The sequence below is a fragment of the Acidovorax sp. Root568 genome (assembly GCF_001427445.1).
GTDB lineage: Bacteria > Pseudomonadota > Gammaproteobacteria > Burkholderiales > Burkholderiaceae_C > Acidovorax > Acidovorax delafieldii.
Genome location: NZ_LMGP01000015.1, coordinates 86,330 through 112,169, shown reverse-complemented (window position 1 = coordinate 112,169; position 25,840 = coordinate 86,330). Strand labels below are relative to the sequence as shown.

The 25,840-nt window shown below is 65.7% G+C and carries 23 protein-coding genes; 9 read left to right on the top strand and 14 right to left on the bottom strand.

All coding sequences use genetic code 11. The features are described 5' to 3' along the window. Nucleotides 1-60: 60 nt before the first annotated feature. Nucleotides 61-1,335 carry an amidohydrolase family protein gene (locus tag ASD75_RS12385; protein ID WP_056746069.1) on the bottom strand — a complete coding sequence of 425 codons (1,275 nt, stop codon included), beginning with the start codon at nucleotides 1,333-1,335 and terminating at the stop codon, nucleotides 61-63. A gap of 71 nt (nucleotides 1,336-1,406) precedes the next feature. Here ASD75_RS12385 and ASD75_RS12380 point away from each other — a divergent pair, with 71 nt between their 5' ends. Continuing rightward, entirely contained in the window at nucleotides 1,407-1,766 is a 360-nt protein-coding gene (locus ASD75_RS12380; protein ID WP_056746067.1) for a VOC family protein, read from the top strand. A gap of 34 nt (nucleotides 1,767-1,800) precedes the next feature. Here the strand turns inward: ASD75_RS12380 and ASD75_RS12375 are convergent, their stop codons facing one another. From ASD75_RS12375 to ASD75_RS12330, 10 genes are all read right to left on the bottom strand, one after another. After that, complete coding sequence (locus tag ASD75_RS12375) at nucleotides 1,801-2,724, bottom strand: ABC transporter permease (RefSeq protein ID WP_056746065.1); 924 nt, start codon at nucleotides 2,722-2,724, stop codon at nucleotides 1,801-1,803. A 114-nt stretch (nucleotides 2,725-2,838) separates the two neighbouring features. Further along, nucleotides 2,839-3,900: an ABC transporter permease gene (locus ASD75_RS12370; RefSeq protein ID WP_056746064.1), complete on the bottom strand. Its 1,062-nt coding sequence runs from the start codon at nucleotides 3,898-3,900 to the stop codon at nucleotides 2,839-2,841. A 25-nt stretch (nucleotides 3,901-3,925) separates the two neighbouring features. Continuing rightward, nucleotides 3,926-5,482 (bottom strand): ABC transporter ATP-binding protein, encoded by a 1,557-nt coding sequence (locus ASD75_RS12365; protein ID WP_056746062.1) that lies wholly within the window; start codon nucleotides 5,480-5,482, stop codon nucleotides 3,926-3,928. Then, a complete protein-coding gene (locus ASD75_RS12360) occupies nucleotides 5,483-6,448 on the bottom strand; it encodes a 5'-methylthioadenosine/S-adenosylhomocysteine nucleosidase (RefSeq protein ID WP_099730113.1) in 966 nt (321 codons plus the stop codon). 122 nt (nucleotides 6,449-6,570) lie between these two features. Further along, the gene (locus tag ASD75_RS12355) at nucleotides 6,571-7,581 is read right to left on the bottom strand and encodes a BMP family protein (protein WP_056746059.1); all 1,011 of its coding nucleotides are present in this window, start codon (nucleotides 7,579-7,581) and stop codon (nucleotides 6,571-6,573) included. A gap of 300 nt (nucleotides 7,582-7,881) precedes the next feature. Further along, entirely contained in the window at nucleotides 7,882-8,511 is a 630-nt protein-coding gene (gene upp, locus ASD75_RS12350; protein ID WP_056746056.1) for a uracil phosphoribosyltransferase, read from the bottom strand. Between the two features lie 83 nt (nucleotides 8,512-8,594). Further along, nucleotides 8,595-9,569 (bottom strand): threo-3-hydroxy-L-aspartate ammonia-lyase, encoded by a 975-nt coding sequence (locus ASD75_RS12345; protein WP_056746055.1) that lies wholly within the window; start codon nucleotides 9,567-9,569, stop codon nucleotides 8,595-8,597. A gap of 205 nt (nucleotides 9,570-9,774) precedes the next feature. Beyond that, a complete protein-coding gene (locus ASD75_RS12340; RefSeq protein ID WP_056746054.1) occupies nucleotides 9,775-10,617 on the bottom strand; it encodes an enoyl-CoA hydratase-related protein in 843 nt (280 codons plus the stop codon). Between the two features lie 179 nt (nucleotides 10,618-10,796). Further along, nucleotides 10,797-11,609 (bottom strand): hypothetical protein, encoded by an 813-nt coding sequence (locus tag ASD75_RS12335; protein ID WP_056746052.1) that lies wholly within the window; start codon nucleotides 11,607-11,609, stop codon nucleotides 10,797-10,799. A gap of 191 nt (nucleotides 11,610-11,800) precedes the next feature. Further along, nucleotides 11,801-13,339, bottom strand: a complete 1,539-nt coding sequence (locus tag ASD75_RS12330; RefSeq protein WP_056746049.1) for a helicase HerA-like domain-containing protein — start codon at nucleotides 13,337-13,339, stop codon at nucleotides 11,801-11,803. A gap of 79 nt (nucleotides 13,340-13,418) precedes the next feature. On the opposite strand from ASD75_RS12330, the gene ASD75_RS12325 reads away from it, so the two are divergent. From ASD75_RS12325 to rng, 7 genes are all read left to right on the top strand, one after another. After that, nucleotides 13,419-14,138 (top strand): YebC/PmpR family DNA-binding transcriptional regulator, encoded by a 720-nt coding sequence (locus tag ASD75_RS12325; protein ID WP_056746047.1) that lies wholly within the window; start codon nucleotides 13,419-13,421, stop codon nucleotides 14,136-14,138. 114 nt (nucleotides 14,139-14,252) lie between these two features. Beyond that, nucleotides 14,253-15,533, top strand: coding sequence for a phosphoribosylamine--glycine ligase (purD, locus tag ASD75_RS12320; RefSeq protein WP_056746045.1), 1,281 nt, complete (start codon nucleotides 14,253-14,255; stop codon nucleotides 15,531-15,533). Next, the gene (gene hemF, locus ASD75_RS12315; RefSeq protein ID WP_056746043.1) at nucleotides 15,533-16,522 is read left to right on the top strand and encodes an oxygen-dependent coproporphyrinogen oxidase; all 990 of its coding nucleotides are present in this window, start codon (nucleotides 15,533-15,535) and stop codon (nucleotides 16,520-16,522) included. Before purD ends, hemF begins: the two co-directional genes overlap by 1 nt. Before the next feature lie 184 nt (nucleotides 16,523-16,706). Beyond that, the gene (rsfS, locus tag ASD75_RS12310; RefSeq protein ID WP_056746041.1) at nucleotides 16,707-17,570 is read left to right on the top strand and encodes a ribosome silencing factor; all 864 of its coding nucleotides are present in this window, start codon (nucleotides 16,707-16,709) and stop codon (nucleotides 17,568-17,570) included. Between the two features lie 73 nt (nucleotides 17,571-17,643). Then, entirely contained in the window at nucleotides 17,644-18,111 is a 468-nt protein-coding gene (gene rlmH / locus ASD75_RS12305) for a 23S rRNA (pseudouridine(1915)-N(3))-methyltransferase RlmH (protein ID WP_007858784.1), read from the top strand. A 264-nt stretch (nucleotides 18,112-18,375) separates the two neighbouring features. Beyond that, nucleotides 18,376-18,990 (top strand): nucleoside triphosphate pyrophosphatase, encoded by a 615-nt coding sequence (locus tag ASD75_RS12300; RefSeq protein WP_056746040.1) that lies wholly within the window; start codon nucleotides 18,376-18,378, stop codon nucleotides 18,988-18,990. A 30-nt stretch (nucleotides 18,991-19,020) separates the two neighbouring features. Then, the gene (rng, locus tag ASD75_RS12295) at nucleotides 19,021-20,511 is read left to right on the top strand and encodes a ribonuclease G (protein WP_056062322.1); all 1,491 of its coding nucleotides are present in this window, start codon (nucleotides 19,021-19,023) and stop codon (nucleotides 20,509-20,511) included. 186 nt (nucleotides 20,512-20,697) lie between these two features. Here the strand turns inward: rng and ASD75_RS12290 are convergent, their stop codons facing one another. Continuing rightward, on the bottom strand, nucleotides 20,698-21,306 hold the full coding sequence (locus ASD75_RS12290; protein WP_056746038.1) for a glutathione S-transferase family protein: 609 nt from the start codon (nucleotides 21,304-21,306) through the stop codon (nucleotides 20,698-20,700). Between the two features lie 94 nt (nucleotides 21,307-21,400). Here ASD75_RS12290 and ASD75_RS12285 point away from each other — a divergent pair, with 94 nt between their 5' ends. Further along, nucleotides 21,401-22,309 carry a YafY family protein gene (locus tag ASD75_RS12285; protein WP_056746037.1) on the top strand — a complete coding sequence of 303 codons (909 nt, stop codon included), beginning with the start codon at nucleotides 21,401-21,403 and terminating at the stop codon, nucleotides 22,307-22,309. A 64-nt stretch (nucleotides 22,310-22,373) separates the two neighbouring features. Here the strand turns inward: ASD75_RS12285 and ASD75_RS12280 are convergent, their stop codons facing one another. Beyond that, complete coding sequence (locus ASD75_RS12280) at nucleotides 22,374-23,096, bottom strand: response regulator (protein WP_056746036.1); 723 nt, start codon at nucleotides 23,094-23,096, stop codon at nucleotides 22,374-22,376. A gap of 23 nt (nucleotides 23,097-23,119) precedes the next feature. Continuing rightward, on the bottom strand, nucleotides 23,120-25,837 hold the full coding sequence (locus tag ASD75_RS12275) for a sensor histidine kinase KdpD (protein WP_056746035.1): 2,718 nt from the start codon (nucleotides 25,835-25,837) through the stop codon (nucleotides 23,120-23,122). Nucleotides 25,838-25,840 lie beyond the last annotated feature (3 nt).

The following is a 25,840-nucleotide window of genomic DNA, read 5'->3' as shown; positions in this document are numbered from 1 at the left end:
AGGATGACTTTGTGCTATTGAATATATAGCTGCAAAGGCATGTTCCACTAGCGCTTGAGGCTAGTTGGACGCAAAATCAACGCTGCCGGGCCGCCCAGGAAGGTGCAGCTGCGCCACGGGCGCCGGGCTGCTGGCCACCCGCTGGCCACGCCGCCACACACCCAGGCGCGTGGCCCGCAGGCGGATGGCGTCCACCGGGTTGCGCGCATGCAGTAGCACCAAGTCGGCATGGCAGCCGGGGGCGATACCGTAGCCCTCCAGCCCCAGCAGCTTGGCGGGATTCACCGTCACCGCATCAAAACACTGCCGCATGGCGGCCTGGCTGGTCATCTGGCCCACATGAAGGCCCATGTGCGCGGCCTCCAGCATGTCGGCGCTGCCGCCGCTGTACCAGGGGTCGAGCACGCAGTCGTGGCCAAAAGCCACCGTCAGGCCCGCAGCCATCAGCTCGGGCACGCGGGTCATGCCACGGCGCTTGGGGTAGGTGTCGTGGCGGCCTTGCAGCGTGATGTTGATGAGCGGGTTGGCCACCACGCCCAGGTCGGCCTCGGCCATCAGCGCCATCAGCTTGCTCACGTAGTAGTTGTCCATGCTGTGCATGGAGGTGAGGTGCGAGCCCGTCACGCGGCCCTGCAGGCCCAGGCGCTGGGTTTCGTACGCCAAGGTTTCCACGTGGCGCGAATGCGGGTCATCGCTCTCGTCGCAGTGCATGTCCACGCGTTTGCCGCGTTCGGCCGCCAGTTCGCAAAGGATCTTCACGCTCTCGGCCCCTTGGGCCATGGTGCGCTCGAAGTGCGGAATGCCGCCCACCACGTCCACACCCATGTCCAGCGCGCGTTTCAGGTTGGCCAGCCCTCCGGGCGCGCGCAGCACGCCGTCTTGTGGGAAGGCCACCAGTTGCAAATCCAGGTACGGCGCCACGCGCTGCTTTACCTCCAGCAGCGCCTGCACCGGCAGCAGGCTGGGGTGGCTGGTGTCCACATGGCTGCGGATGGCCAGCAGCCCGCGCGCCACGGCCATGTCGCAGTACTGCAGCGCGCGCTGCACGATGGCGTCGTGGGTCAGCGTGGGCTTGAGTTCGCCCCACAGCGCAATGCCTTCGAGCAGGGTGCCGCTCTCGTTCACGCGCGGCTGGCCGTAGCTCAGGGTCGAATCCATGTGGAAATGCGCGTCCACAAACGGCGGGCTGACCAGCAGGCCGCCGGCGTCCACCGTCTCATGCGCGGGGGCTTGCAGGCCTTTGGTCACTTCGGTGATGCGGCCGCCTTGCACGGCGATGGACATGTTCTGGCGGCCGTCGGGCAGGCTGGCGTGGGTGATGAGCAGGTCGAGCATGGTGGGGAAGTGTAGATATTCGTCGGGACGTGCAGGCACACTGCGGGGTCTCAAGAAGAAAGGGTCATCCGATGAACGCACATGAAAAGCTGAACTACGTCGAATTTGCCGCGCGCGATGTGCCCGCCACCAAGTCGTTCTTTGAAAAGGCCTTTGCATGGACCTTTGTGGACTATGGGCCGGAGTACACGGCCTTCTCGGGTCAGGGGTTGGACGGCGGCTTCTTCCGCGCCAGCCTGTGTTCCACCCCAGCCACTGGCGGCGCCTTGCTGGTGTTCTACAGCGCAGACCTCGAAGCTACCTTGGCCAAGGTGGAGGCGGCGGGTGGCCATGTGGTCAAGCCGGTGTTCGACTTTCCGGGAGGACGGCGCTTTCATTTCACAGAGCCCAGCGGCAACGAGTTTGCGGTGTGGTCCGACCAGAGGGTGTGAATGAATCGGGCGTGGTGGGCTCATTCGCATCTTCTCACCGCTCCCCCTTGCGGTAAGGCTTCATCAGCGCCTGTGGATACGCCGCCTTGCGTGCCACCAGCACCAGCGCCAGGATGGACAGCAGGTACGGCAGCATCAAATACACCTGGTAGGGCAGCCACGCATCGCCCGCCTGCTGCAGCCGCAGCTGCAGCGCGTCGAAGAACGCAAACAGCAGCGCACCCAGCAGCGCCTTGCCAGGCCGCCACGAGGCAAACACCACCAGCGCCACGCAGATCCAGCCGCGCCCGTTGATCATGTTGAAGAAAAACGCGTTGAACGCCGACAGGGTGAGGAAGCTGCCCGCCACGCCCATCAGCGCCGAACCGGCCACGATGGCGCCGGTGCGCATGGCCGCCACCGAGATGCCCTGGCCCTCGGCCGCCTGCGGGTTCTCTCCCACCATGCGCACCGCCAGGCCCAGGGGGGTGCGCATCAGCACCCAGGCCAAAAGCGGCACCAGCAGCAGGGCCAGCAGCGTGAGTGGGGTTTGTGCCGACAGGATGGGAATGCCCAGCCACTCCATCGGTGCAAAGGGCTCGATGGTGGGTGGCGTGTTCACCTTGGGGAAACTCACCCGGTAGCCGTAGTAGCTGAGCGCCGTGGCCAGCAGCGTGATGCCCAGCCCGGACACATGCTGCGACAGCGCCAGCCCCACGGTGAGCCATGCGTGCAGCAATCCAAACACTGCGCCGGTGAGCGCAGCCACCAGCACCCCGGCCCACAGTCCATGGCCCGTGTACACCGCGAGCCAGCCGGTGAAGGCGCCTGCGACCATGATCCCTTCAATGCCCAGGTTGAGCACCCCGGCGCGTTCGCACAGCAAAACCCCCAGCGTGCCCAGAATGAGCGGGGTGGCGACCCGCAGGGTGGCAATCCAGAACGCGGGGTTGGCGAGGATGTCGAGCAGTTCGGTCATGCGGCTGCTCCGTGGAAATTTGCTTTCATTTCGATAGCATTCGGCGCATGATTCACTAGCGCTTGAGGCCTATTGGGCTTGAAATTGTGGTGTGTTTGGGTTGTCATGGCTGCTTCACTTCCACCGCACGCGGTACTGCGTCAGCAGCCCGGCCACCAGCACCGCAATCAGCGAAGTCGCCACGATCACATCCGCAATGTAGGTGGGCACGCCCACCGCGCGGCTCATGCTGTCAGCCCCTACCAGCACGCCCGCCACAAAGGTGCCCGCCGCAATCACGCCCAGCGGGTGCAGTCCGGCCAGCATGGCGATCACGATGCCGCTGTAGCCGTAGCCGGGCGACATGTCGAGCGTCACATAGCCAGTGCGACCGGCCACTTCGATGGCGCCAGCCAGACCTGCGAGCCCGCCGGAGAGCAGGGCGACCAGCACCACCGTGCGGGTGATAGGCACGCCCGCAAAGGCAGCAGCGCGTGCATTGGCCCCCGCAGCACGAATGTCAAACCCCGGCACCGTGCGTGCCAGCAGCGCCCACAGCATCACGGCCAGCGACACGGCCCACAGCAGGCCCGTGTGCAGCCGCGTCTGAGGCACCAGCTTGGAGAGTTCCAGATCGCCCTGTAATGCCACGCTCTGCGGCCATCCCATGGAGAGCGGGTCTTTCATCGGCCCATCGAGCAGGGCAGAGACGAGCAGCAGCATGATGAAGTTGAGCAGCAGTGTGGTGACCACCTCATCCACGCCCAGCCGCGCCTTCATCAGCGCCGGGCCCAGCAGCAGCGCCGCGCCTGCCAGCGCGGCCGCCAGCATCATCAGCGGAAAGAGCACATAGGGCGACCACTCCAGCCCCGTGCCCCCATGCATGCCGCCCACGGCCACGGCGGCCAGCGCCCCGGCGTAAAGCTGCCCCTCGGCCCCAATGTTGAACAGCCGCGCGCGGAAGGCCACGGCCGCTGCCAGCCCGGTCAGGATCAGTGGCGTGGCGCGGGTGAGGGTTTCTGTCAGTGCAAACACCGAGCCGAACGCGCCCTGCAGCAGCAGCGCATAGGTCTGCCCCACGGGCGCACCAGCCCATAGCACCAGCAAAGCGCTGACGATCAGTGTGAACACCACGGCACCCACCGGTGCCAGCACGTAGGCGGCGGGGGAGGTGTGGTTGCGTTTTTCAAGTCTCATGCTGGGTTGTTCTTGTAGTTGTCGCTCAATGGGCAGCGCCCGCCATGGCCAGGCCGATGGCTTCGCGTGTCCAGTCTTCGGCGCGTCGCGCCTCGCTCAGTTGTCCGTCGTGCATGACGGCCACACGGTCACCCAGCGCCAGCACTTCGTCCAGATCGTCCGAGATCAGCAGCACGGCCGCTCCCGCATCGCGCGCGTTGATGAGTTGCTGCTGCACAAACATCACCGCACCAATGTCCAACCCCCAGGTGGGCTGGTGGGCCACGATGAGCTGGGGTGCAGGCGCGGTGTAGCCCGCTGCGTCCTTCGGCGGCATCAGCGCCCGGCCCAGGATGAGCTTTTGCATGTTGCCGCCCGACAGCGACCGGGCGGGGGTGTCCGGCCCGCCGCCGCGCACGTCAAAGGTCTCGGCCACGCGCTGTGCATGCTGGCGCGCAGCGCGGCGTTTGACCCAGAAGGCTCGGAACCACGGGTGCGCAAACCAGGGGCCGCGCAGGCGTTCGGCCACCGCGTTCTCCCACACGGGCAGGTCGCCCACCACGCCCACGGCGTGGCGGTCTTCGGGGATGCGGGCCACGCCCTGGCTTACTAGCCAGGCAGGCCGCGCTTGCAACGGTGCGCCGCGCAGCGTGACCTGGCCGGTGGAGGCGTTGCGCACGCCGCACAAGACATCGGCCAGCGCCACCTGGCCGTTGCCGCTCACGCCCGCAATCGCCACGATCTCGCCTGCGCGCAAGCTGAGGGACACACCGTTCAGCCGGTCGCGCCCCGTGGGGCCGGTGCTGACGTTGGTCAGGGTGCAGATGGGCTCGCCCACATTCTTGGCGGGGCGGCGCTCTGCCGCCTCAATCGCATGGCCCACCATCCATTGCGCGAGCAGCCCCTGGGTGGTGCCCTGCGCAGGCGCCTCGGCCACCAGCTTGCCCTGGCGCAGCACGGCCACGCGGTGCGATACGCGCAGCACCTCGCCCAGCTTGTGGCTGATGAAGATGATGGACAGGCCCTGCGCCACCATCTGCGCCAGGGTGTCGAACAGCGCCTCGCTCTCCTGCGGGGTGAGCACGGCGGTGGGCTCGTCCAGGATGAGGATGCGGGCGCCCCGGTACAGTGCCTTGAGGATTTCGACGCGCTGGCGCTCGCCCACCGAGAGGCTGCCGACCTTTGCATCGGGGTTCACTGGCAGGCCGAACTGCTGCGACACCGCCAGCAGCTTGGCGCGGGCATCGCTGCGGCGCGAGAAGGGCTGCCACAGCGGCTCGCTGCCCAGCAGCACGTTGTCCAGCACCGTGAGGTTGTCGGCCAGCGTGAAGTGCTGGTGCACCATGCCAATGCCCGCCGCCAGCGCTGCACGCGGCTGGCCGGGCGCCAGGGGCTGGCCAAAGACTTCGATGCTGCCTTCGTCGGCCACGTAGTGCCCGAACAGGATGGACATCAGCGTGGACTTGCCTGCGCCGTTTTCGCCCAGCAGCGCCAGCACTTCGCCGCGTGCCAGAGTCAGGTTGATGCTGTCGTTGGCGACGAGCTTGCCAAAACGCTTGGTGATGCCCGACAGTTTCAGGACGGGGGCGTTGGTGGAGGCCATCTACTTCCACGCCGCCAGAAACGCCCGCAACACCTTGGCCGAGTTGGCGGCCGCCAGGCCCATGAAGGTGCCCATTTCGTTCTCGCCATCACCACCACCGGCGAGATCGCTCAGCGACCGGAAGGCGATGTAGGGCACGCCGTTGCTGTGCGCGACCATGGCGGTGGCGGCGGTTTCCATGTCGAGCACGTTGGCCTCGAAGGTCTTGAAGGCGTATTCGCGGAAGGCCTTGTTGTCCACAAAGGCTTGGCCCGATACGCCGTTGCCGCCCACCACCAGTTGTGGGCGCTGCTTGAGGCAGGTGGCGGCCAGGCAGTGCTCCAGGCCCACGTTCTGCAGGCTGCGGGCGGTGGCCAGCATCTTGGGGTCGGCTTCGAACCAGAACTTCTTGCTGAGCTGGGGGTTTGCAGCCGATCGCACCTCCACCGGGCGCGGGTGCATCATGCCGAAGGCGGGCATCGTCAGCTCGCTTTTCATCCACGCGGGGGCGCTGTACTGGCCGGGCTGCTCTTCACGCGCCATCAGCCATTCCATGTACTGGCCCCACTGTGCGGGCACTGTCACGTCGCCAATGTGCAGGCTAGGGTTCACGCCGCCCGCAATGCCGCTGAAGACCACGTGGCTCACGTGGAAGCGGTCCAGCACCAGCTGGGTGTTCATGGCCGCGTTGGTCATGCTGATGCCCGACAGGAACACCACCACGGGTTTGCCCTCCAGCGTGCCGGTGGTGAACTCCACGCCGTTGATGCTGTGCTTGGCAGGCTGCTGCACCTGGGGCAGCAGCACGGTCAGCTCGGGCGCAAAGGCGGAGATGACGGCGATGCGGGGCGTGTCGTTCAGCCGCACGGCTGTTTTGCCAGGTGAGGTGGCGGCACAGCCCGCGACCACGGCGGCCAGAGCCAGGGCGCCCAGCAGGCGGGTGCACCGCGTTGTCAGAGTCGGCTTGGTGGTGTGGTGCGAAAACATGGTGGGTGAGCCTTGTCGGGGTGCAATAGCGATGAGCATCAAAACAAACAGGCCACCGCTTTGCTGGGGTGGCCTGTGCACAGAAGTTGAGGACGCAGGCACGGCGCCCGCTGCACCGGTGCTTACTTGGCCGTGGACTTGGGCTGGCTGTCGTCCACCTTCACGGTGAACTTGCCGGCCAGGATGTCGGCCTCCTTGGCCTTGACCTTGGCGACGATGTCGGCCTGCACCTTCTTCTCGAATGTGCCCAGGGGCGCGAGTTCGGAGCCCTTGTGTTTCATCATCGAGTACGGGCCGTAGTCCTCGGCGGTGAACTTGCCGTCCTTGACCAGTTTGAGCGCGCGCTCGATGCTGGGCTCCATGTGCCACAGGGCCGATGCCACCACGGTGTCGGGGTACTGCTCTTGTGTGTTGATCACGTTGCCGATGGCGAGCTTGCCTTTTTCCTTGGCCGCGTCGCTCACGCCAAAGCGCTCGGCGTAGAGCACGTCGGCGCCCTTGTCGATCATGGCGAAGGTGGCTTCCTTGGCCTTGGGTGGGTCAAACCAGCTGTTGATGAAGGTAATGGTGAACTCGACCTTGGGGTTGGTCTCCTTGGCGCCCGCCATGAAGGCGTGCATCAGGCGGTTGACTTCGGGGATGGGGAATCCGCCCACCATGCCGATCTTGTTGGTCTTGGTCATGCCGCCAGCCACCATGCCGCTGAGGTACGCGGGCTCCTGGATGTAGTTGTCGAACACGCTGAAGTTGGGCGCCTGCGGCTTGCCGGAGGAGCCGAGCAGGAACGAAGTCTTGGGGAAGTCCTTGGCCACCTTGCGGGCGGCGGCTTCTACCGCAAAGGCCTCGCCCACGATGAGCTGGTTGCCGCCGGTGGCGTACTCGCGCATCACGCGCTCGTAGTCGGCGTTGCTCACGTTTTCGCTGGCCTTGTATTCGATCTCGCCACGTGCCTCGGCGGCCTTGAGGGCCTTGTGGATGCGGCTGACCCATTGCTGTTCAAAAGGCACCGTGTAGATCGCCGCGACCTTGATCTTGGACTGTGCGAAGGCCAAAGAGGGCGCCATCGCCATGGCGGCCGAGAGGGCCATGGAGGTGCAGAGCAGGCGTCCGGTGAAGATGCGGCGAGTGGTCATGGTGGGGTTCCTTCAGACAAGCAAACAAGGAGGTTGGGGGTGCTGTTACCAAGCAAGGAGCGCGCCAGTCGGTGGCTGTGTAACTGCAAACCAGCGGCAAGTCTGCCAGAGGAAAGCCACCAGTTGGTAAAAAAATGGTGCATGCGTGCAGCGCATCCGGAAACCAGGCTGGGGCACCCCACCAGAGTAGGGCTCCCAATGGGCTGTTACGCAACGCAGGGAAGCCCGGTGATGAAAAAAAAGCCACCGCTGGGCGGCAGGCCCTGCGGTGGCTGGTGCACGGGCGCTGCCGGTGTGCGCTTATTTGGTGCCAAAAATGCGGTCACCCGCATCGCCCAGGCCCGGCAGGATATAGCCGTGGTCGTTCAGCTCGCGGTCGATGGCGGCGGTGAAGATGGGCACGTTGGGGTGGGCCTTCTGCAGCGTGGCCACACCTTCAGGGGCGGCCAGCAGGCAGACGAACTTGATGGAGCGGGGGTTGAGCTTCTTGAGGCGGTCCACACAGGCCGCGGCTGAGTTGCCGGTGGCAAGCATCGGGTCCACCACGATGATGTCGCGCTCGTCCATCTCGGACGGCATCTTGAAGTAGTACTCCACGGGCTGCAGCGTGGCCGGGTCGCGGTACAGGCCGATGTGGCCGACGCGGGCGCCGGGCACCACGTTGAGCATGCCGTCCAGAAAGCCGTTGCCCGCGCGCAGGATGGAGACCAGCACCAGCTTCTTGCCATCGATCATCTTGCCGGTCATGGTCTCCAGCGGGGTTTCGATCTGCACATCCTGCAGCGGCATGTCGCGGGTCACTTCGTACGCCATCAGCGTGGACAGCTCGCCCAGCAGGCGGCGAAAGCTGTTGGTGCTGGCGTCTTTCTTGCGCATCAGCGTGAGCTTGTGCTGGACGAGGGGGTGGGTGATGACGGTGACGTTGCTCATGGGGAACCTGAAAGGAGAAGGGCAGAGGCCTTTGCGCTGACGAACAGGCGCGCTCTGCCGCGCGGTGAGTGAAAAAGTGGGGGCTAGTCTGCCAGAAACCGTGCCAGGCGCGACAAATCGACGTTGCCGCCGCTGATGAGGATGCCGACGCGCGCTCCGTGGATGTCGACGTTGCCATGCTGTGCCCCGGCGAAGGCCAGGGCGCCTGTGGGCTCGACCACGATCTTCATGCGTTCGGCAAAAAAGCGCAGGGACTCGACCAGTTGCTCGTCGGTGGCGGTGACCATGTCGTCGGCCAGGCGCTGGATGATGGGGAAGGTGAGCTGGCCCAGCGCCTGGGTTTGTGCGCCGTCGGCAATGGTGTGTGGCGTGGGGATCTGCACCACATGCCCGGCCTTGACCGACTGCTGGCCGTCGTTGCCCGCTGCGGGCTCCACCCCTACCACCCGGCATTGCGGCGCCAGGGCCTCGGCGGCCAGCAGGCTGCCCGCAAGCAGGCCGCCGCCGCCGACGCAGACGAACAGGTAGTCCAGGTCAGGCACTTCTTCAAAAAGCTCCTTGGCCGCCGTGCCCTGGCCCGCGATCACATGGGGGTGGTCAAACGGGGGGACCAGCGTCATGCCGCGCTCCAGCGCCAGGCGGCGGCTGATGGCCTCGCGGTCTTCGGTGTAGCGGTTGTAGGTGACGACCTGGGCGCCATAGTCGCGCGTGGCGGCCATCTTGGAGGCGGGGGCGTCCTCGGGCATGACGATGGCGGCAGGCATGTCCAGCAGCCGGGCCGACAGTGCAATGGCCTGGGCGTGGTTGCCGGCCGAGAAGGCGAGCACACCGCGTTCGCGCTGCTCATCGGTGAACTGGGCCAGGGTGTTGAACGCGCCCCGGAACTTGAACGCGCCGGTGCGCTGCAGGTTCTCGCACTTGAAGAACAGCTGCGCGCCCAGCCGCTCGTCGGCGGTGTTGGAGCGCAGCACGGGTGTGCGGTGCGCCATGCCCTTGAGCCGGTGCGCGGCAGCGGCCACATCGTCGTAGGTGGGTGGGGTCAGGCTGGGCAGCGTCATGGTGGCGGCATCCTTGTGGACAGGGCTGGAAGACGGCCATACCTGGCCCAGCCCTTGAAGCCTGATGATAGCCCTTTGCCTCACCATTTCAAGCAAAAGGGCTTGCAAGCGCTAGTGCTGCATGCCTGGGCAGCTATACATTTTGATGTGGCACATGCCCGTGCGCGCACCACAATCCGGGCCGCATGGCGCGGCCCGGCGGCGCTCAGCCCAGCTCGCTGAACCGTTGCAATGGTGTGAGCGCCGGGAACTCGCCCGCGCGTTTTTGCTTCATGGCCGTGACCGATTCGCGCACATGCTGGTTGCTCCAGATGGCGCCTTGCAGCCACCCCATCTGGCGCAGGCTGTCCTCCACGCTGTGGTCGCGCGCGTAGTTCACGGCCTGCTTGGTGCCCCAGATGGCCACCGGGGGTTTGGACGCGATCTCCTTGGCGCACTGAAGTGCAGCAGCCAGCATGGCCTCTTGCGTGTCGAACACCTCGTTGACCAGGCCGTAGTCCAGGGCCTTGGCGGCGCTCAGGCGGCGGCCGGTGTAGGCCAGTTCTTTGACCACGCCCAGCGGAATGAGCTTGGGCAGGCGCTGCAGCGTGCCCACGTCGGCCACCATGCCGATGTTGATCTCCTGGATGCAGAAGAATGCATCCTGCGTGGCGTAGCGGATGCAGCCTGCGGTGACCATGTCCACCGCGCCGCCGATGCAGCCGCCGTGGATGGCCATGATCACGGGGATGCGCAGGTTGTCGATGCGGGTGAAGGTGGCCTGCATGTCAGTCAGCAGGTCGAAGATGGCGGCCCGGCCTTCGGGGCTCTGGTCGTCCATCGTGATGGCGCCGCCAAAGGTCTCCAGCGCCATCCCGGCGCTGAAATGTTTGCCGGTGCTGCTGATGACCAGCGCCCGCGCCTCGCCCGCCTGGTGCAGCTGGGCCAGCACCGTGTCCAGCTCGCGCCAGAAGGTGGGATGCATGGTGTTCATGGCCTCGGGTTTGTTCAGAACCAGATGGGCCACGTGGTCAGTGATGCTGAGGGAAAAGCAGGTGAGGGTGTTCATGGGGTGCCACTGTAGACCGGTGGGTGCAGGCCCGGTCGTCGCCTGGGTGACTGGGCATGATTTCGGGCCATTTTGGCTGCATGCGCTAGTGCATCATGCCTGGGTAGCTATCAAAAAGAGAGTGATTGGGGCTGGCGTTGTGCCGCCAACGGGGGCAGTTGGGCCGGTGGACCAGGCGCTCAGTCCCCGCCGCCACCACAGCCGCCGCCGTCGCCCCCGCCATCCCCGCCGCCGTCACTGCCTGCATCCGAACTCTCGGCGCCGCCAAAGTCGCCCGAGCTGCCGCTGTAGCTGCCGTCCGAAAAGCTGGTGCCGCAGTAGCTGTCGCCGCCGCTGCCGCCCGCATCGCTCTTGCGGGCAATGTCGGAGCAGTCGGGCACGTAGCTGAAGCCTCCGGCAATCGCGAACTTGGCGTCCAGTGCAAACAGCAGGGGCAGGCGGCTGGGCGCCTTGGGGTCGATGGATTCTTCCTTGCACACCCAGTACCAGCAGCGGCGCAGTCCGTCGTTGTGGCGCGCCTTGTGGCCCAGCGCCTCGGCGGGTGTGTGGTGCAAAAAGAAACCCAGTGCGTTCTGGCACCACAGTTTGTACGCCTGGGTGTGCAGGATGAATTCATGCCACAGCGCATCGACCGCCTTGGAGGGCATGGCCACAAACTGCTGGTTGCTGCGCAGGCAGGCCATGAAGAACTGGCGCAGGCCGCGTTCCACCAGTTCACAGTCGCGGGCGCTCAGGTGGGGGTAGGTTTCGCGCAGCTTGCGCTGCAGAAAGCGGGGCAGGGGAGCCTCGCGGATATAGCGCTGGCGCACTGCGTTGGTCCACTGGATCACCAGCGCCGTGAATATCACGGTGGCAATGAAGTACAGGACCCAGGCCCAGCGCAGGCGCCAGGCGCCTGCAAAGATCCCGAGGATGGCTGCCACCCACACCCCAATGGCCAGCAGCATGACCTTGCCGCCCCAGCGCAGCAGAACGTTTTCAATGCGTGTCATCGTCCCTCCTTCTTTTTGTTGTTGTGTATGGCGATTTCACGGCGGTCATGTGACTGATTTGTGACGAATTGCGCAGTGTCGCCAAACAGTCACAGGCGCCTGGTGATGCGCTTTGGCAGGGGAGGCAAGCCGCCAGGGGCGCAGGCGTGTTGTGGCGCCGGTCTGGGACACCTGGCGCCGTATCACCGAGGTCAGCGGCGCTTGCTGCCGCCGCCAAAGATGCCGCCGAGCACACCCCGCAAAATCTCCTTGCCGATCGTGGTGCCCATGGTGCGCACGGCGGACTTGGCCATGGTCTGCGCCAGGCCGTCGCGTTTGCCGCCGCGCGGGCCGGTGCTGCCAAACAGCACGTCGTTCAGCCCACCCAGCAGGCCGCCGCCTTCCTCGGCGGGCGCACCGGTGGCCACCTTGCCGTTGCCCCCGCCCGCTGCGTTACCCGCCTGCCCGCCGGCTTCGGCGGCGCGGCCCTTGAGTTTTTCGTAGGCCGACTCGCGGTCCACCACCTTTTCATATACGCCCGCGACCAGAGAACTGGCCATCAGGGCCTGGCGCTGCTGCGGGGTGATGGGGCCCAACTGGCTGCCGGGAGGCAATACAAACACGCGCTCGGTCACGCTGGGGCGGCCCTTGCCGTCCAGAAAGCTCACCAGCGCCTCGCCCACGGCCAGCTCGGTGATGGCGGTTTCGATGTCCAGGCCCGGCTTTTGCCGCATGGTGGTGGCAGTGGCCTTCACGGCTTTCTGGTCACGCGGGGTGAAGGCGCGCAGCGCGTGCTGCACGCGGTTGCCCAGCTGGGCCAGCACGCTGTCGGGTATGTCGAGCGGATTCTGGGTGACGAAATACACACCCACGCCCTTGGACCGCACCAGTCGCACCACCAGCTCGATGCGCTCGATGAGCACTTTGGGCGCCTCGTTGAACAGCAGGTGGGCCTCGTCGAAGAAGAACACCAGTTTGGGCTGCTCGGGGTCGCCGATCTCAGGCAGCTGCTCGAACAGCTCGGACAGCATCCACAAGAGGAAGGTGGCATACAGGCGCGGCGAATTCATGAGCTTGTCGGCCGCCAGGATATTGACCACGCCGTGGCCGTCCACCGTCTGCATGAAGTCCTGGATGTTGAGCATGGGCTCGCCAAAGAACTGCGTGCCGCCCTGCTGCTCGATCTGCAGCAGGCCGCGCTGGATGGCGCCCACGCTGGCGGCACTCACGTTGCCGTACTCGGTGGTGAAGTCCTTGGCGTTGTCGCCCACATATTGCAGCATGGCGCGCAGGTCCTTCAGGTCCAGCAGCAGCATGCCGTTGTCGTCGGCAATCTTGAAGACCAGGTTGAGTACGCCCAGCTGTGTTTCGTTCAGGTTGAGCATGCGGCCCAGCAGCAGCGGGCCCATGTCCGACACAGTGGCGCGCACCGGGTGGCCCTGTTCGCCAAACACATCCCACAGCGTGGTGGGACAGGCCAGGGGCGTGGGCAGGTCCAGGCCCCGCTCCTTGAGTACGCCGGCCAGCTTGTCGCCAATCTTGCCGGGCTGGCTGGCGCCCGTGAGATCGCCCTTCACATCGGCCATGAATACTGGCACGCCGATGCGCGAGAAGTTCTCAGCCAGGGTCTGCAGGGTGACGGTCTTGCCCGTGCCGGTGGCTCCGGTGATGAGCCCGTGGCGGTTGGCCAGGCCGGGAAGCAGGTGGCATTCAATCGTGTCGTGCTTGGCAATCAGCAGGGGTTCGGCCATTTCGGGTTTCCTCGGGGGTACGGGTTCGGCAAAAAGTAAAATCCACCGACTAGATTAAATCAATACAAAAGGACTTCTCGTGGCAGGACACAGTAAATGGGCGAATATCCAGCACCGCAAAGGGCGCCAGGATGAAAAACGCGGCAAGATCTGGACCCGCATCATTCGTGAAATCACTGTAGCCGCCCGTGCCGGTGGCGGCGACCTGTCTGCCAACCCCCGCCTGCGCCTGGCGGTGGACAAGGCCAAGGCGGCCAACATGCCCGCCGACCGCATCAAGTACAACATCGACAAGGCCACGGGCAACGCCGAAGGCCTGACCTACGAAGAAATCCGCTACGAAGGCTACGGCATTGGCGGCGCAGCCATCATGATCGACACCATGACCGACAACCGCGTGCGCACCGTGGCCGAAGTGCGCCATGCGTTCAGCAAACACGGTGGCAACATGGGCACCGAAGGCTCGGTGGTGTTCCAGTTCAAGCACTGCGGCCAGCTGATTTTTGCCCCCGGCACCAGCGAAGACAAGGTGATGGAAGTGGCGCTGGAGGCAGGCGCTGAAGACGTGGTGACCGACGAAGACGGCGCGGTGGAGGTGCTGACCGCCCCAGCCGACTTTGAAGCGGTAAAGAACGCGCTGGAGGCCGTAGGCCTGACGGCCGAGGTGGCGGGCGTGACCATGCGGCCCGAAAACACCATCGAACTGACCGGCGAAGATGCCGCCAAGATGCAGAAGCTGCTGGATGTGCTGGAAGACCTGGACGACACGCAAGAGGTCTACCACAACGCGGCGCTGTGACTTTGCATCCGTTGATCACCGCTTTTTTCTTGCCCTGACCTGTTTTCCGACTGATATTCCCCCGAATCCCGCCCAGCAGCGCAGCGCTGTGGGCCGGATTCACAAAAGGTTCCTATGAAAGTACTTGTGATTGGTGGCGGCGGCCGTGAACACGCGATGGCGTGGAAACTGAGCCAGTCCCCTAAGGTGACCAAGGTGTTTGTGGCACCCGGCAACGGTGGCACGGCCCTGAACCCCAAGCTCGAAAACGTGGCGATCTCCGACGTGCGCGAACTGCGCACCTGGGCCCAGGCCGAGAAGATCGCGCTGACGGTGGTGGGCCCCGAAGCCCCACTGGCTGCTGGCGTGGTCGATGAGTTCCGTGCCAACGGCCTGCGCATCTTCGGCCCCACCAAGGCGGCAGCACAGCTCGAAAGCTCCAAGGCCTTCTCTAAGGCCTTCATGCGCCGCCATGGCATCCCCACGGCCGACTACGACACCTTTACCGACCCGGTCGCCGCCCACGCGTTTGTGGACCGGCTAGGTGCACCCATCGTCATCAAGGCCGACGGCCTGGCAGCGGGCAAGGGCGTGGTCGTGGCCATGACGCTGCAGGAAGCCCACGACGCGGTGGACTTCATGCTGGTGGACAACAAATACGGTGTGACGCACAACGAAGGCGGCGCGCGCGTGGTGATCGAGGAATTCCTCGAAGGCGAGGAAGCCAGTTTCATCGTGCTGTGCGACGGCAAGAACGTGTTGGCCCTGGCCACCAGCCAGGACCACAAGCGCCTGAAGGACGGCGACGAAGGCCCCAACACAGGCGGCATGGGCGCGTATTCGCCCGCCCCCGTGGTCACGGCCGACGTGCATGCGCGGGCCATGCGCGAGATCATCCTGCCCACGATCCGAGGCATGGAAAAAGACGGCATTCCCTACACCGGCTTCCTGTATGCGGGCCTGATGATCGACGCCAAGGGCCAGCCCAAGACGCTCGAATTCAATTGCCGCATGGGTGACCCCGAGACGCAGCCCATCCTGATGCGCCTGAAGAGTGACTTCAGCGACGTGATGGCCGCTGCTGCTGACGGCAAGCTCGACCAGATGGAACTGCAATGGGACCGCCGCACCGCGCTGGGCGTGGTCATGGCCGCCCATGGCTACCCGGAGAACCCGCGCAAGGGTGACCCCATCACTGGCCTGCCTGCTGAGGCGGACGATGCCGTGGTGTTCCATGCGGGCACGCAGCTGAAGGATGGTGTGGTCAGCGTGACCGGTGGCCGGGTGTTGTGTGTGACGGTGCTGGCCGACAGCGTCAAGCAGGCGCAGCAACGTGCGTATGACGTGGCACGCGGCATCCAGTTTGATGGCGCGCAGTACCGCCGCGACATCGGCTTCCGTGCCCTGAAGAGCTGATGGCAGACGCTCAGACCTTGAACCCAGCCGACACGGTGACCCGCGTGCGCGGCTACCTGGTGGGCCTTCAGGCCCGCATCACCGATGCGCTGGAAGCCGTGGAAGCCGCTGAAGGTGAGGGCGGCGCACGCTTTCTGGCCGATGCCTGGAGCAAGCCGCCCGGCGAGCCGCTGCAGGGTGACGGCATCACCAAGATCATGGAAGGCGGCCGCGTGTTCGAGCGCGCGGGTTGCGGCTTCAGCCACGTACGCGGCCCGCAGCTGCCACCTTCGGCCACGCAGCACCGGCCCGAGCTGGCGGGTGCGCCGTTCGAGGCGATGGGCGTGTCGCTGGTGTTCCACCCGCGCAACCCGTATGTGCCCACGGTGCACATGAACGTGCGCATGATCGCCGCCGGCCACCCCGGTCAAGCGCCCACCTGCTGGTTTGGCGGCGGCATGGACCTCACGCCGTACTACGGGTTTGAAGAAGATGCGGTGCACTTTCACCGCACCTGCCGCGATGCGCTCAGCGCCTTTGGCGACGACAAGTACCCCCGCTTCAAGCAATGGTGCGACGAGTACTTTTATCTCAAGCACCGCAGCGAGCAGCGCGGCGTGGGCGGCGTGTTCTATGACGATTTCTCGGAGCTGGGCTTTGAACAAAGCCTGGCGATGACGCAGTCGGTGGGCGATGCTTTCCTCGGCGCCTACCTGCCCATCGTCGAGAAACGTCGGGGCATGCCTCACGGCGAGCGCGAACGCGACTTCCAGCTTTATCGCAGGGGCCGCTATGTCGAGTTCAACCTGGTGTGGGATCGGGGTACACACTTTGGCCTGCAGTCGGGCGGGCGAACCGAGTCCATTTTGCTGTCCATGCCACCGCTTGTGTCTTGGTCTTACCAGCGCTCTGACGCAGCCGATTCGGCCGAAGCCGACCTCACGCAGCGCTTTTTGGTGCGGCGCGACTGGCTGGCTGAAGGCCTTGGCGCAGCGCAGTCAATGGCCTGAAAAACGCAAAAGCTATAATTTCAATAGCTGCCAGCGCTTTTCACATGAGCGCAAGAGGTCAAAAACACCTCGCATTGCTGCAGCGCCCCAGCACAACACCCGCGCAACACTCAAGGCCCAGCCCGCTGGCTGCGCGATGCGTTGCACGCTATATTGATTCCATTCCCTCTCTATTCACCGCCTGATGACCACCTCCACCAAATCGGAAACCGCTGCCAAAAAAGACGTCACCAAACTCCAGCGCGCCATCGTTGATGGCCTGGAAGACGTCAAGGCGCAAGACATCCAGGTCTTCAACACCGAGCATCTCTCGCCGCTGTTTGAACGGGTGATCGTGGCATCGGGCACCTCCAACCGCCAGACCAAGGCCCTGGCCGCCAGCGTACGCGACGCGGTCAAGGAAGCTGGGTTCTCCAAGCCCCGCATCGAAGGCGAAGACAACGGCGAATGGATCATCGTGGACTGCGGCGCGGCTGTGGCGCACATCATGCAACCGGCCATCCGCCAGTACTACCGCCTGGAAGAGCTGTGGGGCGACACCCCCGTGCGCCTGAAGCTTGGCGCAGCCAAGCCGGTGTCCAGCGCGGCCACGGAGTTGGCCGAGAAGAAGTCGGCCCAGAAGGCGGCCAAGTCGGACGCCAAGGCGGCAGGCAAGGCGCCCGCCAAGAAGGCGGCGGCCCCCACCGTAGCCGCCCGTTCGGGCAAGGCCACCGTCAAGGCGGTCGCCAAGACCGCTGCGAAGACCGCTGCCAAAACAGCCCCCAAGCCCGCTGCAAAAACTGCGGCCAAGGCTGCACCTGCCAAATCGGCTGCCAAGACAAGCACCGCCAAGCCAGCCAGCAAGACCACTGGCGCAGTTGCGACCAAGAAGCCCGCAGCCACCAAGACCCCTGTCAAGACGGTGGTGGTCAAGCCCGGTGGCGCCAAGAAGCCTGCGGCCAAAAAGTCGCCAGCTGCCAAGTCCCCTGCGCGCGCAGCTGCCAAGCCAGCCTCCGCATCGGGCTCCAAGCCCGCGGCCAAGAAGGCACCTGCTCGCAGCAAGGGCTGATCCGTTTCAGCTGCTGCGCGCTCCATCGCTTGCGCGCGGCAGCGGTGACTCCCTCACGCATCCAGGTTGATCCATGAAGCTGCTGATAGTGGCGGTCGGTCAGCGGGTGCCCGACTGGGCGCAGACCGCGTACGACGATTACGCCAAACGTTTTCCACCTGAACTCAAGGTCGAGCTCAAGGCCGTCAAGACCGAGCCGCGCGGCTCCAAGACGCTGGAGACGCTCTATGCCGCCGAGCGCGAGCGCATCGAAGCCGCTATTCCGCGTGGCACGCGCGTGGTGGCACTGGACGAGCGCGGTACCAACCTCACCACCAAGGCCCTGGCCGAACGGCTCAAGGGCTGGCAACTGGGCGGTGACGATGTGGCATTGGTCATCGGTGGCCCCGACGGGCTGGACCCGGCCTTTCGCCAGGCCGCGCACGAACGCATTCGCCTGTCCGACCTGACCCTTCCCCACGCCATGGTGCGGGTGTTGCTCATTGAGCAGCTGTACCGCGCCTGGTCGGTGAATGCCGGGCATCCTTACCATCGTGAATGAAGCAGACCCTTTGCGATGATGGTCTGTACTACTCCTGTTTTCATAGCTGCTAGCGCTTGATGAATAAGCGTATGGGATGTCCTACATCACTCCCTGCGGTCTGTGATAGCGCGGCCTCGGGCAGTCCGCTGCGTTGCTTTTCTTGCCAATAGCCCGGCTATTGGCTGCGAAAAGACGCCTTGCGGCCTATCCCGATCCGCACTACCACCGACTTGCGAGGGTGATGCAGGACATCCCTAGCCGATTTTTATTCAAAATCCGTTCATGCCCGACTTCATCTACCTCGCCTCCCAGAGCCCGCGCCGCCGCCAGTTGCTTGAGCAGTTGGGCGTGCGCCACGAACTGCTGCTGCCCAACGTGGATGGCGATGAGCCCGAAGACGCTGAAGCCATCGAGGTGGTGCTGCCTGGCGAAGCGCCCACAGCGTACGTGGAGCGCGTGACGGCACTCAAGCTCGACGCGGCCGTGGCCCGGCGTGCACGGCGCCAGTTACCGGATGCGCCCATCCTGTGTTCCGACACCACCGTAGCCCTGGGCCGCACCATCTACGGCAAGCCAGACGATGCCGCCCATGCGACGCGCATGCTCACCGAGCTGGCAGGGCACGAGCACCGCGTGCTGACCGCCGTGGCTCTGCAGGTAGGTACCAAACGGCTGACGGCCCTGTCGGTATCGCGCGTCACTTTCGCGCCCATGGCACCTGCGCAGATCGAGGCGTATGTGGCTACGGGCGAGCCGCTGGGCAAGGCAGGCGCCTACGGCATCCAGGGCCGGGCGGCGGCTTATGTGGAGCACCTGGCGGGCAGCTATTCGGGCATCATGGGGCTGCCGATGTACGAGACCGCGCAGCTGCTGCGCGCAGCGGGCTTTGCGATCTGAGCGACGCCAACCAAAGACAACAACAACGCCATGCAACAAGACATCCTGATCAATTGGTCCCCCCAGGAAACCCGGGTGGCCGTGGTGGAGCACGGCGCGGTGCAGGAGCTGCACATCGAGCGCACGCTGGAGCGCGGTCTGGTCGGCAATGTCTATCTGGGCAAGGTCTCGCGCGTGCTGCCAGGCATGCAGTCGGCCTTTATCGACATCGGGCTGGAGCGTGCGGCCTTCTTGCACGTGGCCGATGTGTGGCAGCGCCAGCCCGATGGCGAGCCGCCCGCATTTGCCCGCAAGAACGAGCCGCAGGTACCGATCGAAAAGCAGGTGTTCGAGGGGCAGGCGCTGATGGTGCAGGTCATCAAGGACCCGATTGGCACCAAGGGTGCGCGGTTGTCTACGCAGATCAGCATTGCCGGTCGCTTGCTGGTATTTTTGCCGCAGGACGACCATGTGGGCGTGTCGCAGAAGATCCCGCCCGCCGAGCGCGATGCGCTGCGCGCGCGGCTGCAGGCGCTGGTAGGCGACAAATCCACGGGCGGTGGCGGCGGCTTCATTCTGCGCACCAACGGCGAAGATTCCACCGATGCCGAGCTGGCCGAAGACATCGCCTACCTGCGCAAGACCTGGGCGCGCATCAAGGAGGCATCGCTCAAGCTGCCCGCCATGTCGCTGTTGCACCAGGATCTGGACCTGCTGCAGCGTGTGCTGCGCGATCTGGTGGGCGACCACACGCAGACCATCCGCCTGGATTCAATGGAGCAGTTCCAGCGCCTGCGCGCGTTCGGGCAGGAGTTCATGCCCGCAGCCGCTGGCAAGCTGCAGCACTACAAGGGTGAGCGGCCGATTTTTGACCTGTACTCCATCGATGAGGAAGTGGCCAAGGCGCTGGGCCGCCGCGTCGATCTCAAATCGGGTGGTTACCTCATCGTGGACCAGACCGAGGCGCTGACCACCATTGACGTGAACACCGGCGGCTACGTGGGTGCGCGCAATTTTGACGACACCATCTTCAAGACCAACCTGGAGGCTGCACAGGCCATTGCGCGCCAGCTGCGTCTGCGCAACCTGGGCGGCATCATCATCGTGGACTTCATCGACATGGTGCGGGACGACCACCAGCAGGCCGTGCTGTCGGAGTTCAAAAAGCAGCTGGCCCGCGACAGGGTCAAGACCATGTCATCTGGCACCTTCTCGCAACTGGGTCTGGTGGAGATGACGCGTAAGCGCACCCGCGAATCACTGGCACACATGCTGTGCGAGCCCTGCGAGGTGTGCCAGGGCAAGGGCAGCGTCAAAACCGCGCGCAGCGTGTGCTACGACATCCTGCGCGAGATCCTGCGCGAAGCCCGCCAATTCAACCCGCGCGAGTTCCGCGTCGTGGCGTCCGCGCGGGTGGTGGAGCTGTTCCTGGACGAAGAAAGCCAGCACCTGGCCGGCCTCTCGGACTTCATCAAAAAGCCCATCTCGCTGCAGGCCGAAAGCGCAATGGGGCAGGAGCAGTACGACATCGTGCTGCTGTAGCAGCAGCGTTGATCGACCGCGCGCTCAGAGGCTGAGAGTTTTTTAGCCAAGCCCGAAAGGCGCGCGAAAACGCCTCGGATCGAGGCGCAAAGCACAGCCATAGCTCGGGCTATGGCGAGCATTTGCAACGAAGAGCCGGGGCGTTTTGGCGTGCAAGGCGGGCATGGATAGAAGACTCTTAGCCTCTCAGGCCTCGATTTGCATCGCAGGGCGCGCCTGCACCCGCGCCAGCCAGGCCTGCACATGCGGGTGTGCATTGACGGGTGCACCCAGGTACACGCTATAGCCCAGCACCGAGCCCACCACCAGATCCACCAGCGAATAGTCCGCGCCCAGCATCCAGGGCTGGGCGGCCAGGCGGGCATCCAGCAGGGTGAGCAGGTCGTTCAGCCCCGCTGTGGCTGCCTGTGCATGGGCAGGGCTGCGCAGCGCCTCTTCGCCCTGCGTGGCCAACTGCAGGCGCACCAGCACCGTGCCATAGGTCACGTACGCCCAGGTGCACCACGACAGCGCCTGCAGCGCCTCGGGCGTGCCGGCGGCAGGCCACAGGCCACGCTCGATGCCGTAGCGATGGCCCAGCCACAAGTGGATGGCCAGGGCCTCGAACATGGGCGCACCGTCCACCGTCAGCGTGGGGACCTTGCCGTTGGGGTTCAGGGCGAGATATTCGGGGCGGCGCTGCTCGCCGGTGCGGATGTCGATCTTCACGCGCTCGTGGGGCACGCCCAGCTCGGTGAGTGCGCAGGCAATCGGGGTGGCGCTGGACATGGGGTGCCAGTAAAGGACGATGGACATGGAAAACTCCTTGGTCGTGGTGGAAGAAAAGGTGGAGTCACTGTAAGAACCATTGCGGACAATTTCAGTCCTCGATTCAACGTACAGTGGCGGCATGCTCAGTTCTTCCACACGCCTGTTGCGCCTGCTGTCCCTGCTGCAAACCCGCAGCCACTGGATGGGCCCCGAGCTGGCCGAGCGGCTGGAAGTGCATCCGCGCACGCTGCGGCGCGACATCGACCGCCTGCGCCAGCTGGGCTACCCGGTGCAGGCCAGCAGTGGCGTGGCGGGCGGCTATGCCTTTCGCGCGGGGCAGGCGTTGCCCCCGTTGCTGCTCGACGATGAAGAAGCCCTGGCTGTATCGATTGCGCTGCGCACCGCCACTGCGGGAGCCGTGGGCGGCATTGAAGAGCCCGCCTTGCGTGCCTTGGTAAAACTGGAGCAGGCCATGCCCCTGCGGCTGCGTGAGCAGGTGGACGCGTTGCGCTCCACCATCCTGCCGCTGGACCGCACCGGGCCCGTGGTGGAGGCCTCGCTGCTGGCCACACTGGCGTCGGCCTGCCGCGACCAGTTGCGGCTTGGCTTCTCGTACGAAGACGGCAAGGGGCGCGCTACCCAGCGCTCGGTGGAGCCACAGGGCGTGGTGCACACCGGCATGCGCTGGTACCTGGTGGCGTGGGACTGCGACCGTGGCGACTGGCGCACCTTTCGCATCGACCGCATGGTGGCAAAGCCCGAAGTCGGCGCGCATTTTTCACCGCGCCCCGGGCCGGACGGCGGCGACCTCAAGGCGTATGTGTCCCGCTCCATCACCGCGGCGCCGCACCCCGACCAGGCGCGGGTGGTGCTGCATGCCCCTTATGCAGAAATGGCGCGGCGCATTCCGCAGTCGGCCGGTGTGGTCACAACGCTGGCCAACGGGCAGCAGTGCCAGCTGGAATGCGCGGCCAGCGATGCCCTGGTGTTCTGGCTCATGGCGCTGGACGTGGAGTTTGAGGTGCTGGCGCCCGCGTCGCTGCAGTAGCGGCTGCGCGTGGCGGGGGAGCGGGCGTTGCGTTGCACTGGTGCACGCAGTTCGTGAGTTGGCGTCAGGGTACGAACCGGTACCCGATACCCGCCTCGGTCCGCAAGTGCCGGGGCATGGAGGCGTTGTCCTCCACCTTCTTGCGCAGGTTGGCCATGTGCACGCGCACGTAGTGCGTGTCTTCAGCATGGCCTGGGCCCCACACGGCTTTGAGCAATTGGGCGTGGGTGATGACGCGGTCGGGCTGGGAGGCCAGGTAGGTGAGCAGCTTGTATTCGATGGGCGTGAGGTGCAGGGCCTCGCTGCCATCGCCTTCGCCATTGCTTTGCGTGCGGCGCTCTACCGTGCGGCGGGCCAGGTCCACGGTGATGGCGCCGAACTGGATGACGGGTGTGGCTTCGGCGCCGGATGTCCTTTGGCTGCGCCGCAGCTGCGCGCGCACGCGGGCCATCAGCTCGCCCGAGCCAAAGGGTTTGACCAGGTAGTCGTCGGCGCCGGCATCCAGCGCCGCGATCTTGCTGGCCTCGGCGCTGCGGGCCGAGAGCACGATGATGGGCATGGCCGACCAGGTGCGCAGGTCGCGGATCAAATCCACGCCATCCCCATCTGGCAGGCCCAGGTCCAGCACCACCAGGTCGGGGCGGCGGGTGCCCGCTTCGATCAGGCCGCGCTGCAGGGTGGCGGCCTCGTGCACGGTGTGGCCTTCGGTCTCCAGCGTCAGGCGCACAAAGCGGCGGATATCGGCTTCGTCTTCAACGATGAGGATGTGCGTGGGCAGGTCGGTCATGGCATGGCATGGATGCAAGGGTGTCAGGCGTCGGCGTCATCGCCCAGGTCGGTGGGCGGTGTGCCGCGTGGCAGCAGCAGCGTAAAGCGCGCCCCGGCAGCCTGGCCTTGAGCGTTCAAGATCGTATCGCCCCGGATGCTGCCACCATGCGCCTGAACGATGGCGCGGCAAATCGCCAGCCCCAGGCCCACACCGGGCGTCGCGCTCTCGCGGGCGCCGCGCTCGAACTTTTCAAACAGTAACTCTTCGCGGCCTTTGGGCAGGCCGGGGCCTTCATCGGTGATGGTCAGTGCCACCGCGTCGCTTTGGGGCTGCGCGCTGATGTGGATGGTGGTGTCTGCGGGTGTGTACTTGGCGGCGTTTTCCAGCAGGTTGACCAGCACGCGCTCCATCAGCACGGCATCGATCTGCAGCAGCGGCAGGTCGTCGGGTAGAGTCACTTCGACCCGGTGCGCCGCGATGGCCGGGGCGCTGGCGGCCAGGGCGCTGCCCACCACTTCTTCCAGCGGCTGCCAGGCCTTGTTGAGTTGCACGGCCCCAGCCTCCAGGCGGGCCATGTCCAGCAGGTTGTTGACCAGTGCGCTCATGCGCTGGGCCGATTGCTGGATGGCGCCGGTCAGCTCTTGTTGATGGGCAGGCAGGGGCGGCTGCACCATGGCCAGTGATTCGGCCAGGCCGACCAGCGAGGCCAGCGGCGTGCGCAAATCGTGCGAGATGGCCGACAGCAGCGAGTTGCGCAGCCGCTCGGACTCTATCTGCACGGTGCTCTTTTGCGCCACGTCGATGTAGTGGATGCGTTCGAGCGAAATGGCCAGCAGCGAGGCGCAGGTCTGCAGCAGGCGGCGGGGTTCCACGCCCGGCACCTGGCCTTGCGGCATCGCCACCACCAGCACGCCACGGATGCGCATGGGCGCCTTGAGCGGCAGCACCAGCGTGGGGCTGGAGTGCAAGGTGTCCGTGCCCCGGCCTGCGGGCTCGCCGCGCTCAAACGCCCATTGCGCCACGGCCATGTCCACGGGGGCGGTGCCTCCGGGCAGCACTTGCAGGCGGTTGTCATCGTCGGCCACCACCAGCGTGCTGCCTGCGCTGAACTCGCCCGTGATGAAGCGTGCGCCAATCTCGGCCACCTGTTCGGGCAGCAGGGCGGCAGACAGGTCACGCGCCATGTCGTACAGGCTGCGCACACGGTGCTCGCGGTCGGTGGCGGCCTCGGCCTGCACCTTGAGCCCGGCGGTGAGCTGGCCCACCACCAGGGCCACCACCAGCATCACCGCAAAGGTGACGACGTACTGCGCGTCGCTCACCGCAAAGTTGAAGCGGGGCGGCACAAAGAAGAAGTCAAAAAACCCCACGCCCAGGAACGCCGCCATGATGGCCGGGCCGCGACCAAAGCGCAGCGCCACCCCCACCACCACCAGCAAAAACAGCATGACGATGTTGGTCAGCTCCAGCACGTTGGCCAGCGGTGTGGCAATGACGGCGGCAATGCAGCAGGCCAGGGCGGCGGCGATGTAGCCGGGCCAGAATGCAGCGCGGGGGGCTGCGGTGCTGGTGCGGGTGGTTTTGCGTTCGGTGGTGTCGGCGCTGCGACTGGGCAGTGTGCCCACCTGCAGCAGGTCCAGGTCGCTGGCACTTTGTCCGATCTGCTCGGCCAGCGTGGCCTGCCACGGCCAGCGCCGGGTGCTGCGCCCCATGACCACGCGCACCAGGTTGTGTTCGCGCGCATAGCGCACCAGGGCCTGGGCGGGCTGGGCTGCGGGCAGCACGGCGCAGGCGGCGGCACCCAGTTGCTGCGCGATCTTCAGCGTGCGCTCCACCTGCGGGTGCAGGGTGGCCGACTGGCCTTGCTGCTCGGGCGTTTCCACATGCACGGCGTGCCACGGCAGGTCGAGCTGGGCGGCCAGGCGGGCGCAGCTGCGCACCACCTTTTCGGCGTTGTCGCCCGTGCCCACGCAGGCCAGCAGGGCTTCGCGGTTGGGCCACACGGCCTCTGGCATGGTTGTGCTCGCGCGGCGGTAGGCGCGCATTTCGTCGTCCACGCGGTCGGCGGTGCGGCGCAGGGCCAGCTCACGCAGGGCCAGCAAGTTGCCTTTGCGAAAGAAGTTGGCAGCGGCGCGCTCTGCCTGCTGGGGCAAGTAGACCTTGCCGGCTTTCAGGCGCGCCAGCAGCTCGTCGGGCGGCAGGTCGACCACCACCACTTCGTCGGCAGCGTCAAAAAACTGGTCGGGCACCGTCTCCCACACGCGGATGCCGGTGATGCCGCTGACGATGTCGTTCAGGCTCTCCAGGTGCTGCACGTTCATGGTGGACCACACGTCGATGCCTGCGGCCAGCAGTTCCTCGGCGTCTTGCCAGCGTTTGGGGTGGCGCGATCCGGCCACATTGCTGTGGGCCAGCTCGTCCAGCAGCACCAGGCCCTCGGGGTTCGCAGCGCCCCAGGCCAGGGCGGCGTCCAGGTCAAACTCGGGCAGGGTGCGGTCTTTGTAGGGCAGGGCGCGCAGCGGCAGGCGCGGCAGGTGTGCGGTCAGCGCCTCGGTGTCGGTGCGGCCATGCGTTTCGACCACGCCGATGGTGACGGGCAGGCCCTGCGCCTGTGCCGCCCGGGCGGCGGACAGCATGGCAAAGGTCTTGCCCACCCCGGCGCAGGCGCCAAAAAACACCTTGAGCCGCCCGCGCTGCTGCTGGGCCTGCTCTTGCTGGATGCGCTGCAGCAGCGCGTCGGGGTCGGGGCGATCCTGCATGGG